12 protein-coding genes are annotated in these 13,788 nt (G+C 57.4%); 5 read left to right on the top strand and 7 right to left on the bottom strand.

Annotated elements, in window-relative coordinates:
• Positions 1 to 91: 91 nt before the first annotated feature.
• Positions 92 to 1,300, top strand: a complete 1,209-nt coding sequence (locus GTQ55_RS10090) for an RtcB family protein (protein WP_161858623.1) — start codon at positions 92 to 94, stop codon at positions 1,298 to 1,300.
• A gap of 234 nt (positions 1,301 to 1,534) precedes the next feature.
• Here the strand turns inward: GTQ55_RS10090 and GTQ55_RS10085 are convergent, their stop codons facing one another.
• From GTQ55_RS10085 to GTQ55_RS10065, 5 genes are all read right to left on the bottom strand, one after another.
• Positions 1,535 to 2,185 (bottom strand): SOS response-associated peptidase family protein, encoded by a 651-nt coding sequence (locus GTQ55_RS10085; RefSeq protein WP_161858622.1) that lies wholly within the window; start codon positions 2,183 to 2,185, stop codon positions 1,535 to 1,537.
• A gap of 76 nt (positions 2,186 to 2,261) precedes the next feature.
• Positions 2,262 to 4,844 (bottom strand): arylsulfatase, encoded by a 2,583-nt coding sequence (locus GTQ55_RS10080; RefSeq protein WP_202620610.1) that lies wholly within the window; start codon positions 4,842 to 4,844, stop codon positions 2,262 to 2,264.
• Positions 4,845 to 5,031: 187 nt separating this feature from the next.
• Positions 5,032 to 6,414 carry a nucleotide 5'-monophosphate nucleosidase PpnN gene (ppnN, locus tag GTQ55_RS10075; RefSeq protein ID WP_161858621.1) on the bottom strand — a complete coding sequence of 461 codons (1,383 nt, stop codon included), beginning with the start codon at positions 6,412 to 6,414 and terminating at the stop codon, positions 5,032 to 5,034.
• A gap of 186 nt (positions 6,415 to 6,600) precedes the next feature.
• Positions 6,601 to 7,362 (bottom strand): pseudouridine synthase, encoded by a 762-nt coding sequence (locus tag GTQ55_RS10070; RefSeq protein WP_161858620.1) that lies wholly within the window; start codon positions 7,360 to 7,362, stop codon positions 6,601 to 6,603.
• Positions 7,359 to 7,736, bottom strand: a complete 378-nt coding sequence (locus tag GTQ55_RS10065; RefSeq protein WP_161858619.1) for a YchJ family protein — start codon at positions 7,734 to 7,736, stop codon at positions 7,359 to 7,361. The genes GTQ55_RS10070 and GTQ55_RS10065 overlap by 4 nt, the downstream gene beginning before the upstream one ends.
• A gap of 162 nt (positions 7,737 to 7,898) precedes the next feature.
• Between GTQ55_RS10065 and GTQ55_RS10060 the strand changes: the two genes are divergently transcribed.
• On the top strand, positions 7,899 to 8,225 hold the full coding sequence (locus tag GTQ55_RS10060) for a hypothetical protein (protein WP_161858618.1): 327 nt from the start codon (positions 7,899 to 7,901) through the stop codon (positions 8,223 to 8,225).
• A 13-nt stretch (positions 8,226 to 8,238) separates the two neighbouring features.
• On the opposite strand, the gene GTQ55_RS10055 is transcribed toward GTQ55_RS10060, so the two are convergent.
• Positions 8,239 to 9,891, bottom strand: a complete 1,653-nt coding sequence (locus tag GTQ55_RS10055) for a hybrid sensor histidine kinase/response regulator (RefSeq protein WP_237567640.1) — start codon at positions 9,889 to 9,891, stop codon at positions 8,239 to 8,241.
• A 229-nt stretch (positions 9,892 to 10,120) separates the two neighbouring features.
• Here GTQ55_RS10055 and GTQ55_RS10050 point away from each other — a divergent pair, with 229 nt between their 5' ends.
• Genes GTQ55_RS10050 through GTQ55_RS10040 form a run of 3 tightly spaced genes read left to right on the top strand, consistent with a single transcriptional unit; the run spans position 10,121 to position 13,292 of the window.
• The gene (locus GTQ55_RS10050) at positions 10,121 to 11,563 is read left to right on the top strand and encodes an amidohydrolase (protein WP_161858617.1); all 1,443 of its coding nucleotides are present in this window, start codon (positions 10,121 to 10,123) and stop codon (positions 11,561 to 11,563) included.
• Positions 11,563 to 12,858, top strand: coding sequence for an amidohydrolase family protein (locus GTQ55_RS10045; RefSeq protein ID WP_161858616.1), 1,296 nt, complete (start codon positions 11,563 to 11,565; stop codon positions 12,856 to 12,858). The genes GTQ55_RS10050 and GTQ55_RS10045 overlap by 1 nt, the downstream gene beginning before the upstream one ends.
• Positions 12,859 to 12,890: 32 nt before the next feature.
• A complete protein-coding gene (locus GTQ55_RS10040) occupies positions 12,891 to 13,292 on the top strand; it encodes an MAPEG family protein (RefSeq protein ID WP_221296180.1) in 402 nt (133 codons plus the stop codon).
• A gap of 128 nt (positions 13,293 to 13,420) precedes the next feature.
• On the opposite strand, the gene GTQ55_RS10035 is transcribed toward GTQ55_RS10040, so the two are convergent.
• Positions 13,421 to 13,732: a YebG family protein gene (locus tag GTQ55_RS10035; RefSeq protein ID WP_161858615.1), complete on the bottom strand. Its 312-nt coding sequence runs from the start codon at positions 13,730 to 13,732 to the stop codon at positions 13,421 to 13,423.
• Positions 13,733 to 13,788: the final 56 nt, after the last annotated feature.

Below are 13,788 nucleotides of genomic sequence, written 5' to 3'. Positions count from 1 at the left end.
GCCCTGGCTATCGCCGGGGCTTTTTCGTTTTTAATTCCGGGTTTTTTGAAAGGCACATTACTACTTACGTGGAGAAATCCAGGGACAAGTTATGCCTGTAAAAATGGTACTTAACGGCAATGCACCACCCGGCACCGTGCCGGTCAAGATTTACACGGAAGACGTGGAAAACGCGGCATTGCAACAACTGAAGAATATCGCCCAGCTGCCCATCATCCATTCCCATGTGGCGGCGATGCCGGATGTCCATATGGGGATTGGTGCCACGGTGGGATCTGTTATCCCGACCGTCGGTGCCATTATTCCGGCGGCGGTGGGTGTGGATATCGGCTGTGGCATGAATGCGGTGCGCACCTCGCTACATGCCAACCAGCTGCCGGATAACCTGAAGCCGCTGCGCGAAGCGATCGAGCGGCGTGTGCCGGTCGGGTTTGCCCGCCACAAGCGGGTGAGCGCCCGCGAAGCGGCGGCGCAGACGCTGGCTTCTGGTGCCGACATGCTGTTTGCGAAACACCCGCAACTGCTGAAAAAACTGCGCAATCCGCAGGAAACCTGGGTCACCCAGGTGGGCACGTTGGGTGGTGGCAATCACTTTATCGAGATCTGTCTCGACGAGAACAACCGGGTATGGGTGATGCTGCACTCCGGCAGTCGTGGCATTGGCAATGCCATTGGTCAGCATTTCATCCAGCTGGCGAAGCGGGATATGGAGGGGCATATGCACAACCTTCCGGACCGCGACCTGGCGTATTTCAGTGAGGGCAATGCCCATTTCGATGACTACATCGAGGCGGTGCACTGGGCGCAGGAATATGCACGGGTAAACCGTCAGGAGATGATGAAACTGGTTGTGGGTGTGCTGCAGCAGCACCTGCCGCCCTTCACGCTGGAGAGCGAAGCGATCAACTGCCACCACAATTATGTGGTGCGGGAGAAGCACTTTGGCCGCGATGTGTTTGTCACCCGCAAGGGGGCGATCAGCGCGCAGAAAGACCAGCTGGGTATTATTCCCGGCTCCATGGGCGCGCGTTCATACATCGTGCGCGGCCTCGGTAATACCGAGTCTTTCTGCTCCTGTGCCCACGGGGCAGGGCGGCGTATGAGTCGCACCGCGGCGCGCAAACGTTTCACGCGGGATGACCTGGAAGCCCAGACTCGCGGTGTGCAGTGCCGTAAGGACAAGGGGGTGATCGATGAGATTCCCGGAGCTTACAAGGACATCGATCAGGTGATGGAAAACCAGCGTGACCTGGTGGATGTAGTGCATACCCTCAAGCAGGTAATCTGCGTAAAGGGTTGATTGAATCGATAGGAGATATTATTGAAGAAAAAACCGGAGCGGAAAATTTCGCTGAAAGTTTCCGTAAGAGAACGGCGCACACCGGGCAATCCGGTTGCGCAAAACCCGCTGTTGCGCAAAGGTGGCGCCCATATCCGGGCAAAGTCCGCTGATCGCTTTGACAGCAAACAACAAACCAGAAAGGCAGCGCGGGAGTGGGACAGCTCCCGCAGCTGAGGATGTGCAACATCGCCATCAATTGACGACGTGTGCCGCCGCGGTGTATTCGGTAGACGTGGCCCTCTCCACCGGTTGAACCATCAACTGTTTCCCTCCCACCTCCGTGCTGGCATGCAGGTAGGGCTCGAATGCCATGGTGTCCTCCGCAGGCCCCAGCCACTGCTCGATAAATCCGGAGTCCTCCGGTGCGATCATCGGAAAGCTTTTTTCATGGTATTTCTTTGTGTCCGGGTGCGCGTCCAGGGTAATGATGCTGCAGCTCAGGGTGTCCCCCCAGGTCTTGTAGAGCCCACAGAAAAAGAACGGAGCGTGCTCGCCAAAACTGAATTCCACCGGGTTGTCCCCGTGCTGGCTCTCCACCCAGGCGCTGGCGGGAATCAGGCAGCGGGACTTGCGGTACTCGGGCCGCTGCCCGAGCTTTTTCCAGTTGCTGTTGATGGACCAGTACTTTTTGTGGGGTTTCCAGCCGTCGCCATCCCGCTGCAGGTACAGATGCCAGATAGCGTTTTCAATCTCCGCTGTGCCGTGCCGTGCAGTGACAATGCTCACCTGTGAGGTAGGGCGGCGCCGGCGGCCGAAGATCATACGCTGCGGATGGGCGATGCCATGCTCATCGACAAATCGCTCGATGCCGGCGTGGTCGTCTACATCAAATAAGCTGCACATATACTGATCATCAGAGAGGTGGATTCGCCTATCTTGTGCTGCCCGCATTTGTCACCGCAAATTGATGCGGCATTGACTACTGGACGCCCAGCGCCGCTTTTTTCATGCCTGCCTCCAGCTTCTGGATATCCTGTGGCGACAGCTGTGGTCGGTCAATCTTGATCGTGAGTTTATTGAACTTCGCTGTCAACGGAAATGGTGGTGTGTAGTCATTGTCGTCGACACCGGTGATGGTGTCGGAACCGATATCGAAACTTTCATCCCACTGCAGGATGATCGGGATGGTTTTTTTCATCCGCTTTTCGGCCACCACTTTGCCGTCAACTTTCAGGGTGCCAGTGCCACCCTTGCCGACACCGGTAAAGTTGTTGAACTTGATTGTGCCCAGGCCGAGGCCGTCGTACTTGAAATCGAACTCGACGGTATGCCGACCTGGCTTCAGCGCTTCGGTGCCCTCCCAGCGGACCCAGTCGAGATTGAGCAGGTTCCAGTTAAATACCGGTTTCCCCTTCAGTAGATAGAAACCCCAGCCGGCAAAGCGTCCTCCGGAGGTGGCAATCATGCCCTCAGCACCACCCTCGGGCACGGTGATGTCCGCGGTAATGGTATATGAGGTATTGAGCAGGAAGGGTGCATCGCCCTGGGGGGTGCCGGTCATTGGCCGGGTGTACACCAGCTCATTGCGGCCGGCGGTGAGGCTCGGGCGCTGGGCGGTAACCCTGGCTGCCACGGAAGCGTTCAACGGTAGGACCTGGTATTTTTTGGCCTCCTCAAGAAACATTTGTCGCATCTGCTTGACCTTGTCCGGGTGCTTGGCTGCGATGTCCTCGGACTGGTTAAAATTCTCCGCCAAATTATAGAGCTGGAATACCTGGTTGTTTAACGGATCTGCGTTTGCCGCCTCGAAGGCTTGCCAGGGCGCGCGATTGACCCTGGTGCTTAGCAGCCAGCCATCGTGATAGAGCGCCCATTGGCCCATCATTTCGAAGTACTGGGTCTTGTGTCGAGAGGGAGCCTTGGCATTTTTCGCGTCGAACGTATAGGCGAAGCTGGTACCCTCGATGGGTTTCTGCTTGATGCCATCCACAACCTCGGGGGCCGGAATGCCGGTAATTTCCAGCAGTGTGGGTGTGACGTCGATGACGTGCATAAACTGCTCACGCAAACTGCCTGTGTCCTTTATGCCCTTTGGCCAGGAAACCACCATGTTCTGGTTGACGCCGCCCAGCCGGGAGGCGTTCTGCTTGAACCAGTCAAACGGGGTGTCGAAAGCCCAGGACCATCCCGCGGACATGTGGTTGTACGCAAACTCAGTGCCCCAGGCCTCGTAGTACTTCATCTGCACGTCCACAGATGGTGTGACGTCGTTAAAGAACGCGACCTCATTGAAGGTCCCCTCCGGCCCGCCCTCGGCGCTGGTGCCATTGTCACCATTGATATAGATGACGACGGTATTGTCGAGCTTGCCCAGATCCTTAAACGCCTGGATTACCCGGCCGATCTCATGATCGTTGTAGGCTACATAGGCGGCGAATACCTCCACCTGGCGGATAAACAGCTTCTTCTCTTTTTCGGTAAGCTCGTCCCAGGGCTTGAGAATGTCCTTGGGCCATGGCGTCAGCTCCAGGTCTTTTGGAATGATGCCGAGTTTCTTCTGGTTCGCGAAGATGCGCTCGCGCAGCTTCTCGTAGCCATCGTCGAACAGGTGCATCGCGTGAATCTTGTCCACCCATTCCTTTTTCGGATGATGGGGGGCATGCGAGGCGCCGGGTACGTAGTGAAGGAAGATCGGCTGGTTGGGGTCGGTCTGGTGAATCCGGGTCATCCAGTCGATGGCGTCGTCCGCCATCGCGGTGATCAAATTCCAGGTGGGTTCTTCGCCGGTCACTGGCCAGATTTCCGCATTGGGATCTGATCGATCCATCTTCAGGCTGCCCTCATGACCTATCCAGGGATAAATCTGTGTTGTGTTCCGGAACAGGTTCGGTCCCCACTGATTGGCATCGCCACCAACAAAACCGTAAAAGTAATCAAATCCCATGCCGGTGGGCCACTGCGTGAAAGGCCCGGCCTGACTGGCCTGATAGGTCGGTGTATTGTGATTTTTACCAAACCAGCTGGTTGCGTATCCGTTGTCGCGCAAGATGCGCCCGATGGTCGCATTGTCTGTGCCGATGATGCTGTCGTAGCCCGGGAAGCCTGTTGCCTGCTCTGCAATCACGCCAAAGCCCACAGAGTGGTGATTGCGCCCGGTAATGAGTGCGGCACGAGTCGGTGAGCACAGCGCTGTAGACATTATCCGGTTGTAGCGTAATCCGCTCTCGGCGATCTGATCCATGGTCGGCGTTGGAATCACGCCGCCAAAGGTACTGGGGACGCCAAAGCCGGCGTCGTCGGTCATGATCAACAGGATGTTGGGCGCCTCTTTTGGTGGCACCACCCGTGGTGGCCACCAGGGGGTGGACTTGAGGGCGTCCTCCTTGATGACGCCGCCGAACTTCGGTGGTGGTGGAGGAAGTTGCTCCCCGCTGATGGTGGTGGTTGCACTCGGGGATCCGGATTCGTCGGATGCCTTCTGGGCTACCGTTAGAGAGCTATTGGCGAGAACAAAAAAACTAGCGAGCGCTGCGGTTGCGCTGCGCCACAACATCGGGGGCATAGGAGTCACCTGGCAATCTGCTGATTCCGAGAACTCAAACAGTATTGATGGTGATATTGTCTAAGGCCACGAATGGGCGGGGTTTTTCCTGCCGGAAACGGAAACGGAAACGGAAACGGAAACGGAAACGGGCGGGAGCTAGCAGACCAGACTGTTCCTGCGAAGGCGTGGAAACAGCCTGCTCACATCAATCTGCGACAATCCGGTAACAGGGTTTGTACACCTTGCCGGGCAGTTTCATCCGCTGCTGGTTCACAAACGATGACAGCAGGGTATCCATACTGCGCATCAGCTCCGGATCGCCCTTGAGTTCGTAAGGCCCGTTCTTTTCCACGTTGCGGATTCCCTCATCCTTCACATTTCCGGACACAATCCCCGAGAATGCACGGCGAAGGTTGGCGGCGAGCAGGTAGGGCTCCTGATTTTTATGCAGGGCGAGGGCGCGCATGTTCTCGTGGGTGGGGGCAAAGGGCCGCTGGAACTCGGTGGAGACTTTCAGTTGCCAGTTGTAGTAGTAAGCGTCGCCGTTTTCCTTGCGATAGGCCCGTACTCTCTCGATGCCCTGGGCCATTTTCCGGGCCACTTCCGGCGGGTCGTCGACAATAATCTGGTAGCGCGATCTGGCGGCTTCTCCCAGTGTTGAGGTAATAAACTGGTCGATGCGGATGAAGTAGTCGGCGGCGCTGGCTGGCCCGGTAAAAATGACCGGGAAGGGCTGGTCCTTGTTGTCTTCGTGCAGGAGGATTCCCAGTAGGTAGAGAATCTCCTCAGCGGTACCGGCGCCACCGGGGAATACGATGATGCCATGTCCGGTGCGTACAAAGGCTTCCAGGCGCTTCTCGATATCCGGCATGATCACCAGTTCATTGACGATCGGGTTGGGCGCTTCCGCGGCGATAATACCCGGCTCGGTAATTCCCAGATATTGCCCGTGACGGTCGCGCTGTTTGGCGTGGCCGATGGTGGCGCCCTTCATTGGCCCTTTCATGGCGCCGGGGCCACAGCCGGTGCAGATGTCGAGGTGACGCAGGGCCAGTTCGTAACCCACCTGTTTGGTGTAGTCGTATTCCTCTGAAGAAATGGAGTGCCCGCCCCAGCACACCACCAGCCGCGGTACCCGGGAGCCGTCAAAGGTGCCGGCGTTGCGCAGGATGTGGAATACCGCGTCGGTGACTCCCTGTGCGGATACCAGGTCGTAGCGCGGGTCGCCGGTGATTTCGCTGTTGACGTAGATGATGTCACGCAGCACGGCAAACAGGTGCTCGGCGATGCCACGAATCATCTTGCCATCGACAAAGGCGGTGGCGGGGGCGTTTTTAACTTCCAGTTTGACACTGCGCTCGGTGGGGACGACGGAGATATCGAAATCGGGGTACTTTTCCAGTAGCTCTTTGCCATCGTCCATGTAATTCCCGCAGTTCAGTACCGCCAGGGCGCAATTGCGGAAAATCTGGTAGTGCGGGCCATGGCTGTGACGGGCGAGTTTATTGATTTCATATTTGGACAGGATATCGAACTGCCCGGTGGGTGAGACGAGTGCGTCAATGGCATCGATGAGATCTGTAGACATGCAATCCTCAAGCAATGCTGCCAGCATGAAGTGCAATCTTTGCCGTACAGCTGTTATAGGTAAATCGAGATTATTGATTGCTCTTGTTTTCACATTACGCCACTGGCGGGATTTTGCACGTGAAAGTCGATAATAATGGCGGAAAAAAGAACGCCGCGGCGGGCTGGCGGGCTGTAGCAATCGGGATCAGTGGTTGGGCTCGAGCGAAAGCGCCCAGCCGAGATCCTGGATGATGGCCCCCATACACCCTCTGGGTGCCGATTCGAAGATTAACGTTTCACCGCCCACCGGATGTGCCAGTTGCAGCCGGTGCGCGTGCAACATCAAGCGGGCACAGCCGAAGTGCTCGGCAAAAAAACGGTTGTGGGTGGACTTGCCGTATTTGGGGCAGCCGATCAGCGGGTGAGAGATATGTTTGAAGTGGCGCCGGATCTGGTGGCGGCGCCCGGTCTTCAATTGCACTTGCACCAGGGAGTAGCGGCTGACGGGATAGCGGTCCACCGCAAAAGGGAGTTCGACGGTACCCAGGCGCTGAAACAGGGTGACGGCTTCCTGCCTGGGCAGTTCGCTCTTTGGCCGCTTGCGCTGGTGCTTGAAGTCTGCGACGGGGGGAAGGGGGTGGTCGATCACCCCCTGTTCCGGGCAGTAGCCACGGCAGATGGCGAGGTACTGCTTGACCGATGCCTCGCTGTCCAGTTGTGCCTGCAGGCCCGCCGCGGCCTCGCTGTTTTTCCCGAACACGATGACACCTGAGGTGGGCTTGTCGAGGCGGTGTACCGGGTACAGCCGCGCGCCGGCCAGGTCTCGCAGGTATTGCAGCAGGATTCTGTCCTCGTGGCGGTCGATGTCCGAGCGGTGCACCAGCCAGCCTTCAGGCTTGTAGGCGGCCAGCAGGTGCTCATCTTCAAACAGGATTTCCGGCTCAGGGGTGCCTGTGGCCTGGTTCATGGCCAATCGCTCAGTGGCTCCACATACACCCATCGCTTCCTGTTCAGCTTGAACAGCGAAATTTCGTGCAGCGGGCGCTCTTCGCCCTCATCGATAAACCAGGCCCGGAACTCAACGATGGATTTCTTCAGTCCCTGTTTGCTCTTGACGATCTCGAGCCTGCTCCACCGGGTTTGCAGGTCTTCTGCGCTCAGCTCGGGACAGGTGTCCGGGTGCCAGCTCTTGCGCAAGTAGGGCAGGTTGCCGGTGACGTAGGCGCTGTAGCGGCTGCGCATCAGGCTTTCTGCGGTATTCGGGTAGGCTTTGCCGGTGAGGTAGATCTCGCAGCACTGCGGGAAGGGTTTGCCAGAGCAGCAGTAGCAGGGTTCGGACATGGCGGGTAACGGGTTCCGTACATCGGTGGCGTCTAGTGTAGGCCGGGTATGATAACAGCGGGGAAGGATACTGGCTGGTCAAACTTTAGGAGGAAAGGGGCGCCGCAGCTGCTAGGCTCTAAAGAGTAATGGGCACTATTTCGGCGTAGAGCAGGTGTTTAGATGAATCGCTGTCGCTTAAATCCTGGAAATCTTACCCTCGCGAGCCTGTTAAGCCTGATTGTGGTGACTGCTGGCGCGCAGACGGAAGATGCCGGCCAGACGCAACTGGGTGGGGGGCAGAGCCCATACCTGAGCTTCTGCCAGGAACGCTTCTATGAGGAAGATGACGGTCTGATCCGCTGCAATTGGGCGGTGAATTTCAATTACGCCTGCTTTGTTTCCTACCCGTCTAACAAGGTCATCCAGTTGGGATCCAAAATTTCAGAGCCGGAAGTGGTGGGCGAGTGTGACAATGGGGAGCGCATCATCAAGATCCTGCATTACTGACCGCATAATCTCCTCACCACTGTTCCACGGGTTCCAGCGGCAGGTGTCCCTCTGACAGCATGTGGGCAATCTTTTTCTGTAGCTGATCATAGGTGAATGGCTTCCTCAGGCAATCGAGAATCCCATCCGCCACAATCTCCTTTACCTTGCTCTCCACACTGTACCCGGTAGCCAGCATCGCCTTGATGTCCGGGTTGATTCTTTTCAGCTCTGTAAACAGCTGCTGTCCATCCATGTGCGGCATGATCATGTCCAGCAGAACCAGGTCGATATCCGCGTAACTCAGCCGGTAATACTCGATCGCTTCTGCGGCGGTGGCGAAGGTCTCGACACGGTGGCCATGCATTTCAAACAGGGTTTTTGAGTAACTGCGGACGATGGCTTCGTCGTCCACCACCATTATGCGAATGGAACGTTCAGGTGGCACGGGTTTGGCCTTGATTTCAAGGTGTTTGCGGCAGTCTTTGATGATGGGCAGATACAGTTCGAAGCAGCTGCCTTTGCCGCATTCGGAACGGCACTGGATGGCTCCTTTGTGCATGTGGGTGGTACCGTACACGGCCGCCAACCCGAGTCCCGCGCCACGGCCACTGGCTTTGGTGGTAAAAAAAGGCTCGAAAATCCGCTGGCGGATATCTTCTGTCATGCCCATGCCCATGCCGCTGTCACTGACATTGATCTGCAAGTACTGCCCCGGCTCCAGCTGGAAATCTGAAATTGCGATCGGCTCTTCAACCGTGATATTACGGGTTTTGAATTCCAGCGAGCCCCCTGCGGGCATCGCATCCTTGGCATTGATACCCAGGTTGAGCAGGGCACTTTTCAGTTGCGCCGAGTCTCCTTTTACGTGCGGGCGATCCGCGCCCAACTGTTGCCGAATAACGATCCGGCGATCAATGGTGCGCTCGAGCATGGCGCAGACATCGCGCACGATGTCGTGGGTATTGCAGTCGTGTAACTGGTAGGAGCCCTTGCGTGCAAAGGTGAGCAGCTGTTTGGTCAGCTCGGCGGCGTGGTGCGCCGTGGTGAGAATCTGGCTGGCGTATTGTGCAATTTTGGCATCAATGGTCATCTGGTGAATCACTTCGGCAAAGCCGGCGATACCGTGCACCATGTTGTTGAAGTCGTGGGCGATACCTCCGGCCAGCTCGCCGATAGCCTGCATTTTTTGCGCCTGGCGCAGCTCTTCTTCCAGCAGCCGCTGTTTGGTGATGTCGCTGCCGATACTGAGTACGCCGATGGCTTCACCGTCGTCACTGGTCAGGATCTTGTTGGTCCAGGCGATCCAGACCCGGGTACCGTCTTTGGTGATGTTTTCGTTGACGTTGTAGCGGTGTTCTTCGGGATGGTTGCAGATATGGTCCATCAGGGGGCGGAGGTCACGGCCGGTGCTTTCACTCTCGGGGACAATGGTCCCTATCACATGCTTGCCGATAATTTCCTCTTCGGAATATCCAAAGAAGTTCTGGGCGTATTCGTTAAAGAAAGTGATATAGCCGCTCTTATCCCACCGCAGGATAATGGAATTGGCGTGTTCGACCAGCTCTCTATAACGCTCTTCGCTTTTGCGGAGAGCCTCGTAAACCTCGCTGGAATCTCGCCGGGAGTCTGTCTGTCCAACGCTCGCAGCAGGGCCTGTCATGCCTGGCTTTATCGGCCTTTCCATTCGTCCATCCTGGATATCGTGGAGAAACCTGATTGCAACATGGCTAATTGCAATTGTCTAGCCAGCCACTAATGGCTACCGCTTTCTGTCTCTGGTGTGTGAATCAGAGGCGCGAGTCGCGTCGTGGTGCCGTTTGGCTCGGTGCTGGCGGATTCCTGAATTACTGATAGCATGGGGCATGTTTGTGCAGAAGAATTTCCTAATAACAGTAAAACCGGTAGGAGGGGCAATGCGGCCAAGTCTGGAATCAACCAAGGTGGTGCAGCGCCTGTTGGCGGTGGCCTGCGGTGCGGTCGTGGCCGCAACGCTCAGTGCGTGTGGCGGGGATGAACAAGGGAAATCAGAAGGAGCGGATTTTGCCCGTCTGGACGCTTTCCCCTCTACCTACGCCGCGGACGAAGCCGCCCCCGTACTGATTCGCGGAGCCACTGTGTTGACCGGTACCGGTGAGCAGTTGATGAACACCGATGTGCTGCTGAAAGACGGAAAGATCTCAGCCATTGGCGAGGAACTGAAAGCACCGAAAAAGGGCATGGTGGTTGAAGGGGCCGGCAAGTGGGTGACCCCGGGAATTATCGACGTGCACTCCCACTTGGGAGACTACCCCGCGCCATCCATCGAATCCTCCCAGGACGGTAACGAGATGACCTCGCCCAATACCGCGCAGGTGTGGGCAGAGCATTCGGTGTGGACACAGGACCCGCAATTTGCTCTGGCCCTGGCCGGTGGCGTCACCACACTGCAGATTCTTCCCGGCTCCGCGAACCTGTTCGGTGGCCGGGGTGTAACCCTAAAGAATGTGCCCGGTCGCAGCGTGCAGGATATGAAATTTCCCGGCGCGCCCTACGGATTGAAGATGGCCTGCGGGGAGAACCCCAAGCGGGTCTACGGTGGCAAGGGCAGCCTCCCATCCACGCGAATGGGGAACGTGGCCGGATACCGGCAGGCGTGGATCGCCGCTGCCGCCTACCGCGACAAGTGGGACGACTATCACCAGAACGGTGGTGAAGAACCGGAACGGGATCTGCAGATGGAGACTCTCGCCGGCGTACTGAACGGCGATATCCTGGTGCATAACCACTGCTATCGCGGTGAGGAAATGGCCATCATGATGGACATTGCCAAAGAGTTTGGTTTTCAGATTTCTACCTTCCACCACGCGGTTGAGGCCTACAAGGTCGCCGACCTGTTGGCAGAGAACAATGTATGCGCAGCCATGTGGGCCGACTGGTGGGGGTTCAAACACGAGGCATTTGATATGACCGAGGCGAATATCGCCATCGTCGACCAGGCCAAGGCCTGTGCGATGATTCACTCGGACTCGGCCATCGGCATCCAGCACCTCAATGAAGAAACCGCCAAGGCGATGGTGGCCGGGCAGCGCGCCGGGTTCCATATTGAGCCTCGCCACGCAGTGACCTGGATGACTCTGAACCCGGCCCGCGCACTCGGTATCGATGAGGTCACCGGCAGCCTGGAAAAAGGCAAGATGGCGGATGTTGTGGTCTGGTCTGGCAATCCTTTCAGTGTCTACTCGAAGGCCGACAAGGTGTTCGTTGACGGGGTGTTGATGTATGACCGCGACAATTCCGAACGACAACCGCACAGTGATTTTGAGCTGGGTATCCTGAACGCAGGCGGGGAGCGCCTGCCCGAAGGAGGAGAGCGTTAATGAACATTCAACGTCTAATCAAAATCGGTACCATCGCCTCTCTCGCTTCACTGGCGGTTGCCGCTCCGTTTTCGCTGGCGCAGACCCTGCTGATCAAGGATGCCAAGGTGATCACCCTCAGCGATCAGGGCACACTGCAAATGGGCGACCTGCTGGTAAAAGACGGGCGCATCGCACAGATTGCCGAGGATCTTGGAAACGTTACCGCGGACCTGGTAATCGACGGTCGTGGCAAGGTGGTTACTCCGGGAATCATCGTGCCCAGTAGTGAACTGGGCCTTACCGAGATCGGTGCCGCCGCATCTACCAACGACAGCGCGATTCAGGATACCTCCATTGGGACCGGGTTCAATCCGGTCGTGGCCTTCAATCCGCACTCTACGCTGATTCCCTTTAACCGCGCCGGCGGCATTACCCGCGCGGTGGTGGTTCCGAGCAGTGAGGAAAAAATATTTGCCGGGCAGGGGTTTGCCATCAAGCTCACCGGGGATTACGACAGCGTTATCGACAAAGCGCTGGTGCAAAGAGTGTACTTTGGTGAGTACGGAGCCGAGTTGGCCGGTGGTAGCCGGGCACTGGCCTACGCACAGATTGAAAGTGCCCTGCGCCAGGCAAAAGAGTACTCGGAGAACCGGGATGCGATTCGCCGTGGCGAATGGCGCGACCTGGATTTTTCGATTCCCGACCTGGAAGCGCTACAACCGCTTCTCAGCGGCGAGCAGCCGGTACTCATACGCGCCAACCGCGCCAGTGACATCTTGCAGCTGCTGTCGTTGGCAAAGCAGTTCAACCTGGACCTGATTGTGGAAGGCGCCGCCGAGGGCTGGATGGTGGCAGAGCAGTTGGCGGCGGCGCGGGTGCCGGTAGTCATCGACGCCATGGGGAATACGCCGGATGCCTTCGAAAAGTTGGGCGCACGACTGGACAACGCTGCCCTGCTACACAAGGCTGGCGTGACGGTTGTCATCGGTGGCCCCGGCTACGCGGGTACACACAATAGCTACCTCTCGCGTCAGGGTGCGGGGAACGCAGTGGCGTACGGCCTGCCTTTCGAAGAGGGGGTGCGTGCGATTACCGTAAATGTCGCGAGCGTGTTTGGCCTCGAGGGCGGTGTGCTCGCACCGGGTGGTGTGGCTGATCTGGTGTTATGGAGTGGAGACCCGCTGGAGGTCACGTCCTTTGCCGAACTGGTGGTGATTGACGGCGAGCCGCAATCTCTGGAAAACCGTTCGACGCGTTTGCGCGACCGTTATCTGCATCCAAAGCCGGGTACCGGGCACGGCTATAAAAAATAACCAAACCAAGAATTACAGGAGTTCGAATCAAGATGGTGAGTATTGAAGTAACCGCGCTTTATGCGGGGCTGTGTGCGCTACTGGTCATGGCCCTGGCGTTCAGGGTAGTGGCATTTCGCCGTGGTAAAAAGGTGGGCCTGGGTACCGGTGGAGACAAGCAGGGGGAGATTGCGGTCAGGGTACATGCCAATGCGGTCGAATATATTCCGCTGGCTCTGATCCTGATGCTGATTGCCGAAATAAACGGGCTTTCCCATCTTTGGCTGCACTGCCTCGGCGGCGCCCTGGTACTGGCCAGGCTCCTGCATGCTATCGGCCTGGTGGCGGGAAACGGGGGTTATCATCCCGGTCGTTTTATCGGCACTGCGGCGACCTGGTTGGTGATCATTATTCTTGCCGTCATTGATATCGTCGCCGCTTTGCAGGCGGCGTAATCCAGGCGGCGCAGCAGGCGTATCACGAGGGCGCAAAAAAGCCCGGTAAACCGGGCATAGTACAGGGATGGAAAACTGGTGTTATCTGGTGCAGCCGGTCGGGGGAACCGGCCACAGGGAAGCCAGAATTACTGGTTGGCTGCCAGCGGGGTGACATTCTCGCTGTCTGCCTGCTCGCTGCCTGTCTCCGCGTTGGAGTCTTCCGCCTCAAGCAGTGCTTCCGGCTTGCCCTTACAGGCCTTAGCCAGTACTTCGCGACGCTTGGCGAGCATCAGGCCGATTTCTTCGCAGGCATCTTCGGAAACGCCATCAATATTGCGCTCGATCAGCGCCGTGATATTGGCGGCCAATTCCAGCATTTTGTCGTGTTCTTCGGCATCTTTCTTGTTGTCGAACATGGCTCCGTCTCTATCGCATTTCCAAACTGCTACTACCGCCATAAGGGTCTCCTGTTATCTTGGACAGTGATTCCGGGCTGATTCCGGGCAATAACCGT

This window comes from Microbulbifer hydrolyticus, from assembly GCF_009931115.1.
GTDB classification, from domain to species: Bacteria; Pseudomonadota; Gammaproteobacteria; order Pseudomonadales; family Cellvibrionaceae; genus Microbulbifer; species Microbulbifer hydrolyticus.
The sequence above is the reverse complement of the archived record's forward strand: the minus strand, read 5'-3'. Positions and strand labels throughout refer to the sequence as shown.